Consider the following 18,054-nt stretch of genomic DNA (forward strand, 5'->3'; position numbering starts at 1 on the left):
TGACACAGCCAGCGACGCCTGTGTATCGGCGTTAGCGCATGACGGGACAGCGATAGGCCCCTGCCTGCGCAGGGGCGAGGGTGAGTGGGGGGCGGCCGTATCGTGACCTCATCGGTCGCGCTCCAGATAACCGACCGTCATTGCGAGCGTAGCGAAGCAATCCAGAGCCGGATCAGGACGCCCTGGATTGCTTCGCTACGCTCGCAATGACGGAAACGTCTACCGCCGCACATCCAGCCCACCGGCAAGGAACGCATCGACGTCCCCCTGCCGGAACAGCGCCGCATCGCCCGGCAGCGAATGCTTCAGCGCCGCCAGTGCCAGCCCGGTCTCCGCCGCCGCCGCGATCCCCTGCCCATTGAGCAACGCATGCAGCACCCCGGCCGCGAACGCATCGCCACCGCCGATCCGGTCGACGATCCCGGCCAGCACCGTCTCCGGCGTCTGCGCATGATCGTCGCGCGTGTCGATCCGCGCCGACAGCCGGTTGAGATCGACATGCTCGACATGCCGCGCCGTGGACGCGATCGTCATCAGCTTCGGGAAGCGCGCGAACGCCGCCTCCGCCGCCGCGCGCCGCCGGTCCTCGCCGTCACCGCCGAAATCGTCGCGCCCGAGCAGCAAGGCGATGTCGTGGTGGTTGCCGAACATCAGATCGGCGTGCTCGACGATCCGCGTCAGGATGCTGCGCGGGTCGCTGTCCCAGCGCGCCCACAATTTGCCGCGCCAATTGCCGTCGAACGACACCGCGACGCCGCGCGCGCTCGCCGCCCCGGCCGCCGCAATCGCGCTCTCGGCGGGCACCGGTCCGAGCGCCGGGGTGATCCCCGACAGATGCAGCCGCGTCACGCCGTCGAGGATCGCATCCCAGTCCCACGCGCTCACCGGCGCTTCGGCGAACGACGATCCGGCGCGGTCGTAGATCACCTCGGTGGCGCGCATCCCCGCGCCCGAGGTGACGAAGTACAGCCCCATCCGCTCGCCGCCAGTCTGGAGGTGCCGCACGTCGACGCCATGCCCGCGAAGGGTCGTGATCGCGCTCTGCCCCAGATCATTGTCGGGCACGCGGCTGACGATCCCGACGTCGTGGCCGAGCTTGGCGAGCTGCGTGACGACGTTCGCCTCGGCGCCCGCCACCCACACGTCGAAGCGCGGCGTCTGCATCAGCAGCTCGCGCCCGGGCGGCGACAGGCGAAGCATGATCTCGCCGAACGCCAGAAACTTGCCCATCACGTCCGCTCCACCAGATCGACCAGCGTCGCGCGCTCGGCGTCGTCGGCCTGCCAGCGCGCGGCGAACTTGCCGCCTTCGCCGAACAGCGCGTCGACCATGCCGCGCGCATCGTTCGCTCCCCACAGCGCCGCCAGCTCGTCCGTCATCGGATCGTTGATCGGCCCTGCCTGCCCACACAGATGCCGCAGCCACGCCGCCAACGCGGTCAGCGTCGCGGTGCGATCGACCCCGCGCGCGCGATTGATCGTCAGCGCCTCCAGCCAGCGCGGCCCGACCTTCTGCGACCCGTCGGTGGCGATCTGCGCCAGTCGGTGCGCAAGCGACGGATTGGCGAAACGCGCGAGCAGCGCATCGGCGTACGCGCGCAGGTCTTGCCCCGGCGCGGCGTCGAGACTTGCAGCGGCCTCGTCGCGCATCAACCGCTCGACGACCGGGCGGACCGCCGCGTCGGCGATCGCCTGATGCACATAATCGTGCCCCGCCCCGAGCCCGAGATAGGCGAGCGCCGAATGCGCACCGTTGAGCATCCGCAGCTTGGCGGTCTCATACGGGCGAACATCGGCGACGAACTGCGCGCCGCCGACATCCCAGCGCGGGCGGTCGGTGGCGAAGCGATCCTCGATCACCCATTGCCGGAACGGCTCGGTGACCACCGCGCCCTCGTCGCGCACCCCGAGCCGCGCCTCGATCCCGTCGAGATCGGCGGCGGTGGTCGCGGGGACGATCCGGTCGACCATCGTCGACGGGCACGCCCAGTCGCGCTCGAACCAGTCGCGCGCCGCGCCGTCGAGCAGTGCCGCGACACCGTCGCGAAGCACATGGCCGTTGTCGGTCATGTTATCGCAACTGACCAGCGTCATCGGCCCGGCACCCGCCGCGTGACGATCGCGCACCGCCTGCGACAGATAATGGTAGATCGTGCCGCCCGCCGCCGCGACCGATGCCGTGTCGATCCCCCCGCCGGGCAGCCGGTGATAGCCCTTTTCGGTAACGGTCAGCGTCACGATGCGCGTCGCGGGCGCGGCCAGCGCCGCCGCCACCGCCTGCGGATCGTCCGGCGCGACCAGCACCTCGCGCACCGCCCCGATCAGCCGCAGCCGCTCGCCCTCCGCATCGCGGGTCGCGACCGTGTAGAGCCCGTCCTGGGCTGCGAGTTGCTCTTGAACCTGCCGCGAGCGCAGCGACACGCCGGTGATCGCCCAGTCGCGGTCGCCCGCCGCCATCGCATCATCGGTATAGACCGCCTGATGCGCGCGGTGGAACGCGCCGATGCCGAGATGCACGATCCCGCGCGCCTGTTCGGTGCGCGCATAGCCGGGCTGCGCGACATCGCCGGGCAGCGAGGCGCGGGCGGCGTCGGAGAGCCTCACAGCTTGTACGCCTTGCGCACCAGTCCGTCGGTCAGCTCATGCGCCAGCTCGACCGCTTCCCAATCCTCGATCCGATGCTCGGCAACCAGCCGCGCGAGGAACGCGCAATCGACGCGCCGCGCGACATCGTGCCGCGCCGGGATCGACAGGAACGCGCGCGTATCGTCGTTGAACCCGACGGTGTTGTAGAAGCCGGCGGTCTCGGTGGTCAGCTCGCGGTAACGGCGCATCCCCTCGGGCGAATCGTGGAACCACCATGCCGGCCCCAGCTTCAGGCACGGATAATGTCCCGCCATCGGCGCCAGCTCGCGCGCATAGACGCTCTCGTCGAGCGTGAAGAGGATGATCGTCAGGTCGCGCTCGTTGCCGACCACGTCGAGCATCGGTTGCAGCGCGCGCGTATATTCGGTGCGCACCGGGATGTCGGCGCCCTTGTCGCGCCCGTGGCTCGCGAACAGCCCGGCATTGTGGTTGCGGTACGAGCCGGGGTGGATCTGCATTACCATCCCGTCCGCGACGCTCATCTTCGCCATTTCGGTGAGCATCTGCGCGCGGAACAGCTCGGCATCGGCCGCGTCCCATGTCCCGCCGACGATCTTCGCGAACAGCGCCTCGCATTCGGCGGTCGACAGGTTCGCGGTCTGCGCGGTGGCGTGGCCGTGGTCGGTCGCGGTCGCCCCGGCGGCACGAAAATCGGCGCGGCGCTTGCGGTGTGCCGCGAGATAGCCCGACCAGCTGTATACGTCCTCGCCGGTCAGCGTCGCGAACTTCTCCATCGCGCCGGTGAACTGCTCATGCTCGACGTCGATCACGCCATCGGGCCGATAGGTGGTGACGACGCGCCCCTTCCAGCCCGAGGCGCGGATCGCGTGATGCGCGTCGAGGCTGTCATGCGCGCCCTCAGTGGTGGCGAGGAAGTCGATGCGGAAGCGATCGAACAGCGCGCGCGGGCGGAAGTCGTCGCCTGCCAGCCGATCGGTGATCGTGTCGAAATACGAATCGGCGGTATCGGCATCCAGCCGTACGTCGAACCCGAACACCTCGGCGAAGACATGATCGAGCCACAACCGCGACGGCGTGCCGCGGAACAGGTCGTAGTGCGTGGCGAACAGCTTCCACGCCGCGCGGGGATCGGTGGCAGGCACGCCGCCGCGATGCGGGATACGCAGATCGTCGAGCGCGATCCCCTGCGAATAGAGCATCCGGAAGACGTAATGGTCGGGCGCGAGCAGCAGGGTGGTCGCATTGTCCCACCTGGCGTCGGTCGCGAACCACGTCGGGTCGGTGTGGCCGTGCGGGCTGACGATCGGCAGCGCGCCGATCTCGGCATAGAGCGCGCGCGCGATGTCGCGAGTCGTCGGGTCGGCCGGGAACAGCCGGTCGGGGTGAAGCTCCAGCGGTCGGGTCATCGTCAATTCGCTCCCATGAACGCCAGCCCGCGCTCCAGCCCGCGCAACTCCGCAAGTCCGCGCATCCGCCCGAGCAAGGAATAGCCGGGGTTGGTGACCTTGGTCAGATCGTCGATCATCTGGTGGCCGTGATCGGGGCGCATCACGATCGAGCGCCGCTCGCGGCGTTGCAGCGCCACCACCTCGGCCATCACCGCGGTCAGGTCGCCGCTGCCCCCGAGATGCGCGGCCTCGTGGAACGCGCCGTCGGGTTCGCGCTGGACGCTGCGCAGGTGAAGGAAGCCGATCCGTGCTCCCAGCCGCCGGACCATGCCGGGCAGATCGTTGTCGGCGCGCACCCCGAACGACCCGGTGCAGAAGCACAGGCCGTTGGCGGCGCTCGGCACCGCGTCGAACAGCGCAGTCACGTCCGCCTCGGTGCTGACAACCCGCGGCAGCCCGAAGATCGCGAACGGCGGATCGTCGGGGTGGACGACCATGCGAATGCCCAGCTCCTCGGCGACCGGACAGATCGCCGCCATGAAGGCGTGATGGTTGGCGCGCAGCTCGTCGGGGCCGGTACCGGCATAATCATGGATTGCGTCGAGGAACTGCGCGGAGGTGAAGCTCTCTTCGCTGCCCGGCAACCCGGCGATGATCGTCCGCTCCAGCCGCAGCTTTGCCTCGTCGTCCATTGCCGCGAAGCGCCGCGCGGCGCGCTCGATCGTGTCGGGCGCATAGTCGGCCTCGGCGCCCGGCCGCTTGAGCAGATGCAGGTCATAGGCTGCTACCGCGTCCAGCTCGAAGCGCAGCGCACGCGCGCCATCCGGCAGCTCCCACGCCAGATCGGTGCGCGTCCAGTCGAGCAGCGGCATGAAGTTATAGGTAACGGTGGTGATCCCCTCCGCCGCCAGATTGCGGAGGGTGGTGATGTACTGGTCGATCAGCCGGTCGCGATCGGGCCCGGCGGTCTTGATCGCCTCGTGGACCGGAACGCTCTCAACGGTGGTCCAGCCGAGCCCGGCGCGCTCGATCATCGCGCGCTGCGCGGCGATCTCCTCGCGCGGCCAGACGACGCCGTTGGGAACATGGTGGAGGGCGGTGACGACGTCGGTCGCGCCGGCTTGACGGATATGCGCCAGCGGCACCGGATCGCGTGGCCCGAACCAGCGCATCGCCTGCGTCATCAACACGTCCGCCATCCTCTCCGATCCTGTCGCCCGCGGCGTTACGCCGCTCCTGTTAGCGATACCACACGACGAAGCAAGCTAGGGCAGCCTGCTCCCCATCCCCGCTTCGAGTACCGCATACCATTGCGACCGCGTCCATTCGACCCGGTATGCTTCCGCGGCGGCCGTGATCCGCTGCGGGGTCTGCGATCCGACGATCGGGATGATCCGCGCCGGGTGTGCCATGACCCACGCCAGCGCCGCGGTCGCCGCATCGACGCCGTAAGCCACGCCCTGTTCGGCGAGCAACGCTCCCGCGGGATGCGCGGCGTCGGTCAGCCGCCCGCCGCCGAGCGGCGACCATGCCAGCACCGCAAGGTCGTGCCGCATCGCATGGTCGAGCGTTCCGTCGAACAGCGGCGCGACGTGCAGCGCGGAGAATTCCGGTTGCGTTGCGACGATCGGCTGGTCGAGGAACGCCTGCAACGCGTCGAACTCGGCTGGACTATGGTTCGACAGGCCGACCGCACGCACCTTGCCGCTCGCCACCATCGCGTCGAGCGCGCCCGCCACTTCCTGCGGATGCGTCAGCAGGTCGCGGCGGTGAATCTGGTAGAGATCGACCGTCTCCACGCCCATCCGCCGCAACGAATCGTCGAGCGCGGCGGCAAGATACTCACGGCTGCTATTGTACGGGATGCCGGGCCGGATGCCGCCCTTGGTCGCGATCACCATCCGGTCGCGCACGCGGCGGTCCTCGGCGAGCGCACGCCCGAACAACGCCTCCGCCGAGCCGAACCCGGCCGGCACGTCGCAGCCATAGATATCGGCGGTGTCGAACAAGGTGATCCCGGCTGCCAGCGCCGCGTCGATCAGCGCGCGCACCGCCGCGATATCGTCACCCGCCAGCCGCCACATGCCCCAGGCGAGCGGCGAAACCGCAATCCCGCTCTTGCCCAATGCCCGTGCTTCATTCGATAGGCGCAATGTCGTCATGAGCGGCGGCATGGCACAGGGTCGATCGGGATGATAGCGTCGAACCGTTTCTCACGCCGGGCTGGCCGGCGATGATCCGCCATGTCGCGATCGTCGGCGGCGGCTTCTCGGGGGCGCTGCTCGCGATCAACCTGCTGCGCCACGACGGCCCACGCGCCACGCTGATCGAGCGGCGTCCGGCGCAGCTCGGGCGCGGCGTCGCCTACAGCGCCGCGCACGAGGAGCATCTGCTCAACGTCCGCGCCGGCAACATGAGCGCGCTGCCCGACGACGCCGACCATTTCGTCCGCTGGCTGACGCACAACGGCCTCGGCGACCGCACCACCTTCGTGCCGCGCCGGGTGTACGGCCGGTATCTTCGCGAGATGCTGGAAGCGGCGGTCGCCGCGCATCCGCACCGCCTGACGCTGATCGAGGACGAGGTGCAGGCAATCGCCCCGACCGCGGACGGCTATCGCGCCACGCTGGCGGGCGGCGGCACGTTGGCGGCGGACACGATGGTGCTCGCGCTCGGCAACCTGCCGCCGCACACCCCGGCGGGGATCGACCCCGATACGCTCCCGCCGGGCTGCTATCGCGGCGATCCATGGGCGGGCGACATCGCGGAGGGGTTGCGCGACGACGATCATGTCGTGCTGGTCGGCAGCGGGCTGACCGCGGTCGATGCCGCGCTGCTGCTCGATGCGAGCGGGTTTCGCGGCCGGATCGTCGCGCTGTCGCGACGCGGGCTCGCGCCGCGGCGGCATGCCGACACGCCGCCGCAGCCTGGTCTGTCCGAACGCCCCGCCGCGACGCTGTCGGCGTTGCTGCGCCACGTCCGCCAGCGCAGCGCCACGATCGGCTGGCGCGCGGCGGTCGATACCTTGCGCCCGATCACGCAGCTGATGTGGGGCGCGGCGGATGCCACGACCCGCGCGCGGTTCCTCCGCCACCTGCGCCCGTGGTGGGACGTGCACCGCCATCGCCTTGCCCCCGCGGTCGCGGACCGGATCGACGCACTGGTCGCCGCCGGGCGGCTGGAGGTGGTGGCGGGCAAGCTGGTCGCCGCCGCCGACGACGGGGCGCAGGCGCTGCTCGACTGGCGCCCGCGCGGCGAAACCGGGACGCGCCGGATTCGCGCGGCGCGGATCGTCAATTGCACCGGGCCGCAGGGCGACCTGCTGCGCTCGCGCGAGCCGCTGCTCCGCGACCTGCTCGCGCGCGGGATGATCCGCCCCGACGCGCTGCGCATCGGGCTGGAGGTCGATGCGCAATCGCGGGTGGTCGATGCAGGCGGCACGGTCGCCGAACAGCTCTACGCGATCGGCCCGATGACGCGCGGCGGGCTGTGGGAAGTCGTCGCCGTCCCTGACATCCGCCAGCAGAACTGGACGCTGGCGCGCCGGCTCGCCAATGCGCAATGGGTGGGCGGCGAAGGGCTCTGATACGAAAACGGTTGCGTGCCAATGATGGTAGCGCTACCTCATTTGCAGTGCGCGGGCGCAGACCCGCCGACTGGACCTGAGAGGAGCCCGAAACGATGCGTCGCCCGAATCGTGCCTGTCTGTTGCCGCTGCTTGCCGCGCTGCCGCTTGCCGCCTGCGGGGATCGCACGACGACCGCCGATAACGCCACGACCGCCAACGCCGCCGCCACCGACGCGCCGCGCGCCAAGGACGGCCGCCGCTATCTGTCGCAGCCTTTGGTCACCGACTTCTACACCGCCGATCCCTCGGCGCATGTCTTCGACGGCAAGCTCTACGTCTATCCCAGCCACGACATCGACGGCTCCGCGAAGGAAGACGATCTCGGCGGGCATTTCGAGATGCGCGACTATCGCGTGCTCAGCATGGACGAGCCCGGCGGCAAGGTGACCGCGCATCCGGTCGCGCTCGACGTCAAGGACGTGCCCTGGGCCGAAAAGCAGATGTGGGCGCCCGACGCCGCCTACAAGAACGGCACCTATTTCCTCTACTTCCCCGCCAAGGACCGGCAGGGCGCGTTCCGCATCGGCGTTGCGACGTCCAAATCGCCGGTCGGCCCGTTCAAGGCCGATCCGCAGCCGATCGCGGGCAGCTTCTCGATCGATCCGGCGGTGTTCACCGACGACGACGGCAAGAGCTATATGTACTTCGGCGGGATCTGGGGCGGGCAGCTCCAGCGCAACACCACCGGCACATACGATCCGAACGGCTCGAAGACCGATCTCGCCGCCGACGACAAGCCCGCGCTGACCGCCAAGGTCGCGCCGATGGCCACCGACATGAAGACCTTCGCCGGCAAGCCGCGCGACGTCGTGATCCTCGACGAAAAGGGCAAGCCGCTGCTCGGCGGCGACCACGACCGCCGCTTCTTCGAGGCGTCGTGGATGCACAAGTACAAGGGCAAATATTACTTCAGCTACTCGACCGGCGACACGCATTACCTCGTCTACGCGACCGGCGACTCTCCCTTCGGCCCGTTCACCTACAAGGGCCGCATCCTCCAGCCGGTCGAGGGCTGGACGACGCATCATTCAATCGTCGAGTGGAAGGGCAAATGGTGGCTGTTCTACGCCGACACCCAGCTCTCGGGGCAGACGCGCCTGCGCAACGTCAAGATGACCGAGCTGCACTATAATCCCGACGGCACGATCCAGACGATCGATCCCTTCGTGAAATAACCCCCCGCACCGCCCCGGCGAACGCCGGGGTTCAGTTGGGAAACCGACCCGCATCTCGCGAGCCGCCCGCAACTGGACCCCGGCGCCCACCGGGGTGGCGCAGATTACAAGCAGGAAAGACCGCCATGTTCCTCGGCATCGACATCGGCACCTCGGGCGTGAAGGCGGTAGTGATCGACCGTGACGGTGCGATCGCCGCCCAGGCGACCGCCGCGCTGACCGTCCAGCGCCCGCACCCGCTCTGGTCGGAACAGGACCCCGACGCATGGTGGCAGGCGACCGACGCCGCGGTCCGCGCGCTCCCCGCCGACGTGCGCCGCGCGGTGCGCGGCGTCGGCATCGCGGGGCAGATGCACGGCGCGACCCTGCTCGGCGCCGACGACCGTCCCTTGCGCCCCGCGATCCTGTGGAACGACGGCCGCTCGTTCGCGGAGTGCGCCGAGCTGGAACGCGCCGTCCCCGCGCTGCGCGACATCGCCGCGAACATCGCGATGCCCGGCTTCACCGCGCCGAAGCTGCTGTGGGTCAAGCATCACGAGCCGGAGACCTTCGCCGCGATCCGCACCGTGCTGCTCCCCAAGGATCACGTCCGCCTCATCATGACCGGCGAAAAGGCCTCCGACGTCTCCGACGCCGCCGGCACGCTCTGGCTCGATGTCGCCCGGCGCGACTGGAGCGACGACTTGCTCGCCGCGACCGGCCTCACCCGCGATCAGATGCCGCGCGCGGTCGAGGGCAGCGACGTGACCGGCCATCTGCGCGCGGAGATCGCCGAAAGCTGGGGGATCGACGCGGTGCCGGTCGCGGGCGGCGGTGGCGACAATGCCGCGGGCGCGGCCGGGATCGGCGTCGTCCGCGACGGCGACGCCTTGCTATCGCTCGGTACCTCGGGAGTCATCTTCGTCGCCACCGACACGCTGCGCGCCAACCCCGCCGCCGCAGTCCACGCCTTCTGCCACTGTATCCCGGACATGTGGCACCAGATGGCGGTGCACCTCTCGGCGGCGGTCTGCGTCGACTGGGTCGCGCGGCTGATCGGCGCAGCCGGTGCCGCCGACGTCTTCGCGCGCGCCGAGATCGCCGGCCCGGCGAGCGGCCCCGAGCTGTTCCTCCCTTATCTCTCCGGCGAGCGCACCCCGCACAATGACGCGCAGGTCCGCGGCGGCTTCCTCCAGCTCGACCATGACAGCACCCCCGAGCGGATGGCGCAGGCGGTGCTCGAAGGCGTCGCCTTCGCGCTCGCCGACGGCGTCCGCGTGCTGCGTGAATCCGGCACGACCGTCGAACGCCTGTCGGTGATCGGCGGCGGCGCGCGCTCGCGCTATTGGGGCGAGACGCTCGCCGCCGCGCTGGAGGTCGAACTCGCCTATCTCAAGGGCGGCGAGGTCGGCCCCGCGATGGGCGCGGCGCGCCTCGCGCAGCTCGCGGTCGACGGCGGCACCCCCGCCGAAATCTGCGTCGCCCCGCCCGTCAGCCACGTGATCACCCCCGACCCGACGCTGGTCGACCGGCTCGCTCCCAAGCGCGCCGCCTTCCGCGCCGCCTATCCCCGCATCAAGCCGTAAAGGAACCAGCGAATGGCCACCGACTTCTTCGCCGACATCCCCCAGATCAAATATGAGGGGCCGGAGTCCACCAACGAACTCGCCTATCGGTTCTACGACAAGGACCGGGTCGTGCTCGGCAAGCGTATGGAGGATCACCTCCGCTTCGCCGCCTGCTTCTGGCACACCTTCTGCTGGCCGGGCTCGGACGTGTTCGGCGGCGGCACCTTCGACCGCCCGTGGCACGCCGGCGCGAACGACAGCGCGGCATCCGCGATGAAGCGTGAGGTGGCGTTCGACTTCTTCTCGAAGCTCGACGTGCCCTATTATTGCTTCCACGACGTCGACGTGATGGCCGACGCCAACAGCGTCGCCGAGCATCGCCGCTACTTCGGCGAGGCGGTCGACCATCTGGAAAAGCTCCAGGCGTCGTCGGGCCGCAAATTGCTGTGGGGCACCGCCAATCTGTTCGGCAACCCCCGCTTCGCCGCCGGTGGCGCGACCAACCCGGACCCCGAAGTCTATGCGTTCGGCGCGATGCAGGTTCGCGACGCGCTGGAGGCGACGCACCGCCTCGGCGGCCAGAACTACGTGCTGTGGGGCGGTCGCGAGGGCTATGAGACGCTCGCCAACACCGACCTGAAGCGCGAACTCGACAATCTCGGCCGCTTCCTCAGCCTGGTCGTCGAGCACAAGCACAAGATCGGCTTCACCGGCACGATCCTGATCGAACCGAAGCCGCACGAGCCGACCAAGCATCAGTACGACTTCGACACCGCCACCGTGTACGGCTTCCTCAAGAAGTACGGGCTGGAGAATGAGGTCAAGGTCAACATCGAGGCGAATCACGCCACGTTGGCCGGCCACACCTTCGAGCATGAGATCGCAATGGCCAGCGCGCTCGGCATCTTCGGCTCGATCGACGCCAACCGCGGCGATCACCAGAACGGCTGGGATACCGATCAATTCCCGAACTCGGTCGAGGAACTGACGCTGGCGATGCTCGAGATCATCCGTGCGGGCGGCTTCACCACCGGCGGGTTCAACTTCGACGCCAAGGTCCGCCGTCAATCGATGGACGCGGTCGACCTGTTCTACGGCCATGTCGGCGGGATCGACGTCGTGGCGAAGGGGCTGCTCAACGCCGCCGCGCTGATCGAGGACGGTCGCCTCGATGCGATCAAGCAGGAGCGCTACGCCGGCTGGGACGCCGACTTCGGCAAGAAGGTGTCGTCGCTCGACCTCGCCGGGATCGCCGATCTGGCCGAGAGCGCCGACGTCAACCCGCGCCCGCGCTCGGGCCGTCAGGAGCGGATCGAGAACCTCGTCAACCGCTTCATCTGATCGACGCGCCACCCGGCGCGCGTGAAAAAGCACCGGTCCGCTCCCCGCGGGCCGGTGCTTTTTTTTCATCCCATCGGCATCAGGATGGCGGGCGGCTCAGCGCCCGCGCAGCGTCGCCATCGTCAGCTTGCCGACCAGCCCCGGCAGCCCGCGATAGTTCGCCTTGTAATAAGGCGATTCCGGCTCCAGCACGCCCGACAGGCGCTGATGCGCCTCGCCCAGCGCGTGATAGGGGACGCCCGGCAACAGATGGTGAAGCGCGTGGTAGCGCAGCCCGATCGGCGCCCACAGCACCGGGAGCAGCGCCGGCGGCGGGACGTTGACCGAGTCGAGATATTGCGCCGTGACGCTCATCACCTCGCCCTCGTTCTCCCACAGATGCGCAACCAGCGTCCGCACCTGGTTGATGAGCGCCACGCCCGATCCCACCGCAAGGAAGATCAGGAACGCCCTGAGCGGCAGCACGCCGGTGGCGGTCGTCACGATCAGCGCCAGCGCCCACACCGCGGTGGCAGCCTCCAGCCGGTTCCAGCGCGCCTTCTCGTCGCCCTGCGGCATCCGGCGGCGGAACTGCGGATTGATCGACAGCGCCGAATAGCGCGACACCACGGCGGTGCGCAGCGCGGGCAAGAGCGCGGAGAGCGGCGCCAGCACGCCAAAGCGGATCAGCAGCCCGACCGGCGCCAGCGCCGAGACAAGGATGAACACCGGCAGCGTCCACGGCTTCATCAGCGCGAGCGGCAGATACTCGGGGTCCTCCGACGTGCCGTAGCGGGTCTTGGCATGGTGCAGGTTATGAACGCCCTCGTACATGAACGACGGAATCATCATCGGCACGCCGATCAGCGCGTTCCACCCGGTGCGGAAGCCCGGCAGCGCCGCATGCTTCACATGCGTCAGCTCGTGAATCATGCTCATGCCACGGTACAGCGCGAACACCGCCACGACCCCGGCGACGATCGCCAGCGCGGTCGAGGCGGTGACGATCGCCACCGCCAGCGCGCCATAGCCGACGACCGACGACGCGATCAGATCGGCCCAGTAGATTCCGGGACGCGGCTTGAGCAGGTCGCGCGTCAGCTCGGCGGCGGCCTTCAGCATCGTCTTGTCGTCGGCGATCGCCGGGCGCGCGGCGCGCACGTCGGCCGTTGCGCGATCGAGAGTGATGGTGTTCATGGGCGTATCCATTGCCCGAACATAGTGGCGAGACGGTGTCGGGAACAGGACCGCAGCGATCGCCAATCTGGATAATTGTTCACTCGCTATGATCGAGGGAGCCGTTTACACGCCAGCAACATGGCTGAGCTTTCGATCACTCCCGTCCTGACCAAGAGCGACCGCAAGGCGTTCGTCGACCTGCCATTTCGAATTTACAGGGACGATCCTTACTGGGTGCCGCCGCTCAAGGGCGAAGCATTGGGCCTCATCACGCCGGAGAAGAACGGCTGGTTCAGCCATGCCAGGGCGCAACTGTTCCTCGCCCATCGCGATGGCCGCGTGGTAGGGCGCATCTCTGCGCATATCGACACGCTCGGGCTGGAGATGCCCGCGGAGCGCGGCTTTGGACCGGGCTGCGGACAATGGGGGTTGATGGACGCCGAGGACGAAGGCGTGTTCACCGCCTTGCTCGCGAAAGCCGAGGGCTGGCTGCGTGAGCAGGGCATGACCCGCGCGCTCGGTCCCGTCAGCATGTCGATCTGGGAAGAGCCGGGGCTGCTCATCCAGGGTTACTATCAGTCGCCGACCGTGATGATGGGGCATCACAAGCCCGAATATCGCGGCTGGATCGAGGGCGCCGGCTATCAGCCGGTCAAGCAGCTCATCACCTACGAACTGGACATCACGCAGGAATTCCCGCCGCTGGTGAAGCGGATCATCCGCTCGGGCGATGCGAACAAGAGCATCGTCATCCGCGAGGTCGACAAGCGCAGGTTCGAGGAAGAGGCGGCGATCATCCTCGACATCCTCAACGACGCATGGTCGGACAATTGGGGCTTCATCCCGCTCACCCCGCCCGAGATCAAGGATGTCGGGGTCAAGCTGAAGCCGATCGTCTTCAACGATTTGATCCGCATTGCTGAAATCGATGGCAAACCGGTCGCGTTCATGATCACCCTTCCCGACCTCAACGAGGCGATCAAGCCGTTGCAGGGCAATCTGCTGCCGTTCGGCTGGGCGAAGGTGCTGTGGTGGCTGCGCAAGCCGCGCGTACAGACGATGCGCGTGCCATTGATGGGCGTGCGCAAGGAGCTGCAAAGCTCGCGGATTGCGGGCCAGTTGGCGTTCATGATGATCGAGGCGATCCGCAAGGCATCGGTCGCCCATTATGGTGCGACACGGGGCGAGATCGGCTGGGTGCTCGACGACAATCAGGGCATGAACTCGATCGCCACTGCGATCGATAGCCGCGTCAACAAGATCTATCAGGTGTACGAGCGGACCTTCTGATCCGCTGCGGCGGGGCTCCGGCCGGCGCCGGAGACCCGCCCCCGGGCGAGGGTCACAGATTCTCGGGGACGATAACGCCAACCTGCTTCCATGCATCGCGCGTCTTGCAGACGCGCGACAGGATGCGCGAACCGGTCTGCTCGGTCTTGTAGCAATAACGGGTCTTGGCGTTACGAACCGGCGCGGTCAGGTCGCTGGCGACGGGTGATGCTTCAGCGTTCGGGGCAGCCTTGGGGGCGGCGTGCGCCGGCGCGACGGCGAACAGGCTGGCGATGACGGCGGTGGCGATGGTCTTCACGGCGGATCTCCCTGCCCCGTTGATCGGGGACACAGGACACTTTGCACCCATCGTGCCAATTCAGAATCTCGCGGTTTTCCGCCGTTTTTGCCACATGACAGGTGTATTACGCTGGCAAGGCACACCAACATCCGGCGCGATACGCCGATTGCCGGTCAGAACAGCAAGGCGCCGCCCAGCGCGATGCGTGCGTCCGGCGCATGACGGTTGAGCCCGGCGACCGCCAGCAGGTCGAGCTGGGTGCGCTTGGTCAGCTTCCACCCCAGCGACGCCGCCGCCAGGGTGCGCACGACATGCTCGGCGGGATCCTGGTCGCGCTCGACCGACAGCTCGGCATTGGCGGTGACACTGTCGGTCAGCGCATAGCCGACGCCGAACACGCCGGTTGCGTCGAAATGGCGACCGTGCCCATCGTCGTCGACCGCCGCCGCGAGCTGCCCGGTGAAGTCGACGCTCCACTTCTTGTTGATCCGCCACATGACCGGCAGCACGGTCCCCGCGGACCAGTCGCCGTCGCCAATCTCGCTATGCCCGACCGGCAGCGTCACATAGGGCTGAACCGCCGTCGACAGTTTCTTGCCATCGGGGTGGCTCAGCGCGCGCCGCCACCCGAGCGTCACGTCGCCCGCGCCGGTATGGCGGGTCACCGCACCGCTCGCGAGGTCGCGCGTTCGCAGCGTCGCCAGCGGGTTCCACGCAATCTGCGCCTCGCTGTTCTGCGTCAGCCCGATCCGCGCGGTCACCTCGCTGCGGATCAGATCCTCGCGCGATTCGCCGTCATCGTCGCGCTGCCAGTCCACTCCGGCCAACTCGACCTGCACCTGTCCCGGCAAGGTCGTGCACCCGCTCGCGCCCAGTGACGGCCGGTTTGGGCAGAAGCGCACGCCGGGCGCGTCCTGCGCGGCCGCAGCGGTCGCGACCATCGCCAGCAGGACGACTGCGGCCCCTCTCAGCATCATCGCAGCCGCACCCAGGTCGGCGCGTGGTCGCTGGCCTTTTCACGCCCGCGATACGCCTTGTCGACGCCCGCATCCGCGAGCCGGTCGGCGACCGCCGGGCTGAGCAGCAGATGATCGATCCGGAAGCCGGCATCGCGCTGCCACGCCCCGGCCTGATAATCCCAGAATGTCCAGATGCCGCCCTTGGGGTTGCGCGTCCGCAGCGCGTCGGTCCAGCCCTGCGCCAGCAGCGCGCGATACCCATAGCGGCTTTCGGGCTGCATCAGCGCATCGGACGCCATCGCCTTGACCGAGAAGGTGTCGTCGTCGTTGGGGATGACGTTGTAATCACCGGCCAGCACGACCGGCAGCTCCTCGGCAAGCAGCGCGCGCGCGCGCTCCTGCAACCGCCCGATCCAGCGCAATTTGTAATCGAACTTCGGCCCCGGCAGCGGATTGCCGTTGGGCAGATAGATCGACGCGATTACCAGCCCGAACACCGAACATTCCAGATAGCGGCTATGCTCGTCCTCCGGTTCGCCCGCCAGCCCGCGTTGCCGCTCGACCGGGTCGACGCCGCGTGCGAGCACCGCAACGCCGTTGAAGCCCTTTTGCCCGTGCCATACAGCGCCATAGCCGGCGGCGCGAATGTCCGCCTCGGGAAAGGTATCATCGCTCGACTTCAGCTCCTGGAGACAGACCACATCGGGCTGCTCCTCGGCGAGATACTCGAGCAGGCGCGGGAGCCGCGCCTTGATGCCGTTGACGTTGTAGGTGACGATCTTCACGCGCGCCGGTCTAAACGCGGACCGCGCGCTTGTCTAACTACACCGAAAAGCTGGTGCCGCAGCCGCAACCGCTTGCGGCATTGGGATTTTCGACCTTGAACGACGCGCCGCCAAGCGACTCGACATAGTCGACGCTGGCGCCGCGGACGAGGCCGAGACTGATGTCGTCGACCACCAGCCGCACGCCATCGGTTTCCGCGATCAGATCGGCGGGTTCGGGCGCGTCGGCAAAGCCAAAGCGATACTGGAAGCCCGAACATCCGCCGCCCTCTACCGACAACCGCAGAATCGCGGGCTTGTTCTGGCGCGCGGCGATCGCCGCAACGCGCGCCGCGGCGGCAGGGGTCAGGACGATATCGGGTGCGAGCGTGGCCATGCCGTCAAGATAGGCGCAGTCGCCGTAAACCGAAAGGGCCGAGCCTGTCGGCACGATCTTCTTCTCCGTCGCCCCGGACTTGATCCGGGGCCCCGCTTCTTCTTGCGACCGAGCCAAGAAGCGCGGCCCCGGATCAAGTCCGGGATGACGGCAAACCTACATCAAAGCGGAGCAGCCGCCTCGCCTCAGTCCTGCGGTACCGGCCCGGTCGTCGACACCGGGATCTGCCCGACCGCGCGATCCTGCGCCGCCATCAGGTAATCGGCAGTGGTCAGGAACGGCACCGGGTTCACCGCATGGCCGTCAATCCGTACCTCGTAATGAAGGTGCGGGCCGGTCGAGCGCCCGGTCGATCCCATCAGCGCGATAAGCTGCCCGCGCTTCACGCGCGTGTTATCGGCGACGATGATCTTGGAAAGGTGACCGTAGCGGGTCGCGATGCCCTTGCCGTGGTTGATCTCGACCATGTTGCCATACCCGCCCTGCCGGCCGGCGTGGCTGACGACGCCGTCGGCAGTGGCATAGATCGGCGTGCCGGACGGGCCGGGAATGTCCACGCCCGCGTGCATCGCGGCGGTGCCCCGGAACGGGTCGGAGCGGATGCCGAAATTGCTGGTGAACTGCAGCTTCTGCACCGGCTGCACCGACGGGATCGCGATCACGCCCTGCTCGAGCCGGTCGAGCTTCTTCCACGTCATGAACAGCGAGCGGAACTGCTGGTCGGCCGCGAGATCGGCGCGCGCCTCGGTGCTGTTCGCCTCGACCAGCGGACCGCCCATCGCCGCACCCGCCTTCGCGACGCGGCCCGGCGCGATACCGCGCTGGCGGAGTTGCTGCGCGGTGGCGGCATAGCGGTCGAGCAAGTGCTGCTCGGCGACCTGCGCCAGCGCCACCTGCCGGCGCTCGACCTTCAGGAACGGCCGAATCGTGTCGGCTGCAACGCGCGTCGCCTGCGGATCGACCGCCAGCGTCGCCAGCGCCAGCCGGCGCGCATCGCCCTGCCCGGTCAGCGCGGCGGTCAGCAGTGCCTGACGCTGTTCGATGCGCGTGGCATGTTGCTGCGCGGCGGTGCGGATCGTCGCGACGCGCGCCTGCATCCGCTCGACCTTATGCTCCATCGCCTGCATCCGCTGCGCCTGCGCCGCCGCGGCGGGCGTCAGCCCGGCGGCTTGCGCGACCTGCGTCGACGCCTGAAGCGCGCCGTAGCCGGCGAAACCGAGCAGAAGTGCGGCGCCCCCGCGCAGCAGCGCCGGTCGTCCGGCGATAAGGGCGTTCAGGCGAACAAGCGGCCGCCCGGCCGGCAAAGAAGCGTTGTCGGTCATCGAACCCCAGATCAAGACTGCGACCAGTGCGACACGCGCCGGTCTTCCCCTTTTTCCGTGTCCGCCCGCGATAGAACCGCTGCAGCGAACGCAAAGGTTTGTGCGCGGTAGAAGGTTAATCGCGCAATAGCGTCCGCCGCCAGGCGCGTCCAAGCGCCGGAGTCGTGCGCCGAGTCGTTGTAAGAAGCGGTAGTTCGGC

Annotated in this window: 16 protein-coding genes; 5 read left to right on the forward strand and 11 right to left on the reverse strand. The window is 68.5% G+C overall.

The genetic code is table 11. The features are described 5' to 3' along the window. Positions 1–219 precede the first annotated feature (219 nt). The 5 genes from BACI71_RS02800 to BACI71_RS02820 form a co-directional block, all read right to left on the reverse strand. On the reverse strand, positions 220–1,230 hold the full coding sequence (locus BACI71_RS02800; RefSeq protein ID WP_159754760.1) for a sugar kinase: 1,011 nt from the start codon (positions 1,228–1,230) through the stop codon (positions 220–222). Beyond that, complete coding sequence (locus tag BACI71_RS02805) at positions 1,230–2,603, reverse strand: mannitol dehydrogenase family protein (protein WP_159754762.1); 1,374 nt, start codon at positions 2,601–2,603, stop codon at positions 1,230–1,232. The genes BACI71_RS02800 and BACI71_RS02805 overlap by 1 nt, the downstream gene beginning before the upstream one ends. After that, entirely contained in the window at positions 2,600–4,012 is a 1,413-nt protein-coding gene (uxaC, locus tag BACI71_RS02810; RefSeq protein WP_159754764.1) for a glucuronate isomerase, read from the reverse strand. The genes BACI71_RS02805 and uxaC overlap by 4 nt, the downstream gene beginning before the upstream one ends. A 2-nt stretch (positions 4,013–4,014) precedes the next feature. Beyond that, positions 4,015–5,193: a mannonate dehydratase gene (uxuA, locus tag BACI71_RS02815; protein ID WP_236552785.1), complete on the reverse strand. Its 1,179-nt coding sequence runs from the start codon at positions 5,191–5,193 to the stop codon at positions 4,015–4,017. 66 nt (positions 5,194–5,259) lie between these two features. After that, a complete protein-coding gene (locus tag BACI71_RS02820) occupies positions 5,260–6,156 on the reverse strand; it encodes an aldo/keto reductase (protein WP_159754766.1) in 897 nt (298 codons plus the stop codon). 71 nt (positions 6,157–6,227) lie between these two features. On the opposite strand from BACI71_RS02820, the gene BACI71_RS02825 reads away from it, so the two are divergent. The 4 genes from BACI71_RS02825 (at position 6,228) to xylA (ending at position 11,685) form a co-directional block, all read left to right on the forward strand. Then, positions 6,228–7,580 (forward strand): FAD/NAD(P)-binding protein, encoded by a 1,353-nt coding sequence (locus BACI71_RS02825; protein WP_159754768.1) that lies wholly within the window; start codon positions 6,228–6,230, stop codon positions 7,578–7,580. A gap of 95 nt (positions 7,581–7,675) precedes the next feature. After that, positions 7,676–8,797, forward strand: coding sequence for a glycoside hydrolase family 43 protein (locus BACI71_RS02830; protein ID WP_159754770.1), 1,122 nt, complete (start codon positions 7,676–7,678; stop codon positions 8,795–8,797). A 125-nt stretch (positions 8,798–8,922) separates the two neighbouring features. Beyond that, a complete protein-coding gene (xylB, locus tag BACI71_RS02835; RefSeq protein WP_159754772.1) occupies positions 8,923–10,362 on the forward strand; it encodes a xylulokinase in 1,440 nt (479 codons plus the stop codon). 12 nt (positions 10,363–10,374) lie between these two features. Beyond that, positions 10,375–11,685 (forward strand): xylose isomerase, encoded by a 1,311-nt coding sequence (xylA, locus tag BACI71_RS02840; protein ID WP_159754774.1) that lies wholly within the window; start codon positions 10,375–10,377, stop codon positions 11,683–11,685. Positions 11,686–11,781: 96 nt separating this feature from the next. On the opposite strand, the gene BACI71_RS02845 is transcribed toward xylA, so the two are convergent. Beyond that, entirely contained in the window at positions 11,782–12,861 is a 1,080-nt protein-coding gene (locus tag BACI71_RS02845; protein ID WP_159754776.1) for a fatty acid desaturase family protein, read from the reverse strand. Between the two features lie 120 nt (positions 12,862–12,981). Between BACI71_RS02845 and BACI71_RS02850 the strand changes: the two genes are divergently transcribed. Further along, complete coding sequence (locus BACI71_RS02850; protein ID WP_159754778.1) at positions 12,982–14,133, forward strand: N-acetyltransferase; 1,152 nt, start codon at positions 12,982–12,984, stop codon at positions 14,131–14,133. A 52-nt stretch (positions 14,134–14,185) separates the two neighbouring features. Here the strand turns inward: BACI71_RS02850 and BACI71_RS02855 are convergent, their stop codons facing one another. The 5 genes from BACI71_RS02855 to BACI71_RS17810 form a co-directional block, all read right to left on the reverse strand. Continuing rightward, entirely contained in the window at positions 14,186–14,431 is a 246-nt protein-coding gene (locus BACI71_RS02855; RefSeq protein WP_159754780.1) for a hypothetical protein, read from the reverse strand. Between the two features lie 155 nt (positions 14,432–14,586). Further along, positions 14,587–15,387 carry a transporter gene (locus tag BACI71_RS02860; RefSeq protein ID WP_159754783.1) on the reverse strand — a complete coding sequence of 267 codons (801 nt, stop codon included), beginning with the start codon at positions 15,385–15,387 and terminating at the stop codon, positions 14,587–14,589. After that, on the reverse strand, positions 15,387–16,157 hold the full coding sequence (gene xth / locus BACI71_RS02865) for an exodeoxyribonuclease III (protein WP_159754786.1): 771 nt from the start codon (positions 16,155–16,157) through the stop codon (positions 15,387–15,389). Before xth ends, BACI71_RS02860 begins: the two co-directional genes overlap by 1 nt. A 37-nt stretch (positions 16,158–16,194) precedes the next feature. Further along, on the reverse strand, positions 16,195–16,533 hold the full coding sequence (gene erpA, locus BACI71_RS02870; protein ID WP_159760782.1) for an iron-sulfur cluster insertion protein ErpA: 339 nt from the start codon (positions 16,531–16,533) through the stop codon (positions 16,195–16,197). Between the two features lie 185 nt (positions 16,534–16,718). Further along, complete coding sequence (locus tag BACI71_RS17810) at positions 16,719–17,855, reverse strand: M23 family metallopeptidase (protein WP_236552786.1); 1,137 nt, start codon at positions 17,853–17,855, stop codon at positions 16,719–16,721. Positions 17,856–18,054 lie beyond the last annotated feature (199 nt).

It is taken from the genome of Sphingomonas sp. 8AM, from assembly GCF_902506455.1.
In the GTDB taxonomy this organism is placed as follows: Bacteria; Pseudomonadota; Alphaproteobacteria; order Sphingomonadales; family Sphingomonadaceae; genus Sphingomonas.

Coding starts and splice junctions, on each gene's coding strand:
- BACI71_RS17810 (WP_236552786.1), bottom strand. CDS start 17,855: ATGACCGACAACGCTTCTTTGCCGGCCGGGCGGCCGCTTGTTCGCCTG.
- BACI71_RS02845 (WP_159754776.1), bottom strand. CDS start 12,861: ATGAACACCATCACTCTCGATCGCGCAACGGCCGACGTGCGCGCCGCG.
- uxaC (WP_159754764.1), bottom strand. CDS start 4,012: ATGACCCGACCGCTGGAGCTTCACCCCGACCGGCTGTTCCCGGCCGAC.
- BACI71_RS02820 (WP_159754766.1), bottom strand. CDS start 6,156: ATGACGACATTGCGCCTATCGAATGAAGCACGGGCATTGGGCAAGAGC.
- BACI71_RS02850 (WP_159754778.1), top strand. CDS start 12,982: ATGGCTGAGCTTTCGATCACTCCCGTCCTGACCAAGAGCGACCGCAAG.
- erpA (WP_159760782.1), bottom strand. CDS start 16,533: ATGGCCACGCTCGCACCCGATATCGTCCTGACCCCTGCCGCCGCGGCG.
- xylA (WP_159754774.1), top strand. CDS start 10,375: ATGGCCACCGACTTCTTCGCCGACATCCCCCAGATCAAATATGAGGGG.
- uxuA (WP_236552785.1), bottom strand. CDS start 5,193: ATGGCGGACGTGTTGATGACGCAGGCGATGCGCTGGTTCGGGCCACGC.
- BACI71_RS02860 (WP_159754783.1), bottom strand. CDS start 15,387: ATGCTGAGAGGGGCCGCAGTCGTCCTGCTGGCGATGGTCGCGACCGCT.
- BACI71_RS02800 (WP_159754760.1), bottom strand. CDS start 1,230: ATGGGCAAGTTTCTGGCGTTCGGCGAGATCATGCTTCGCCTGTCGCCG.
- BACI71_RS02825 (WP_159754768.1), top strand. CDS start 6,228: ATGATCCGCCATGTCGCGATCGTCGGCGGCGGCTTCTCGGGGGCGCTG.
- xylB (WP_159754772.1), top strand. CDS start 8,923: ATGTTCCTCGGCATCGACATCGGCACCTCGGGCGTGAAGGCGGTAGTG.
- BACI71_RS02830 (WP_159754770.1), top strand. CDS start 7,676: ATGCGTCGCCCGAATCGTGCCTGTCTGTTGCCGCTGCTTGCCGCGCTG.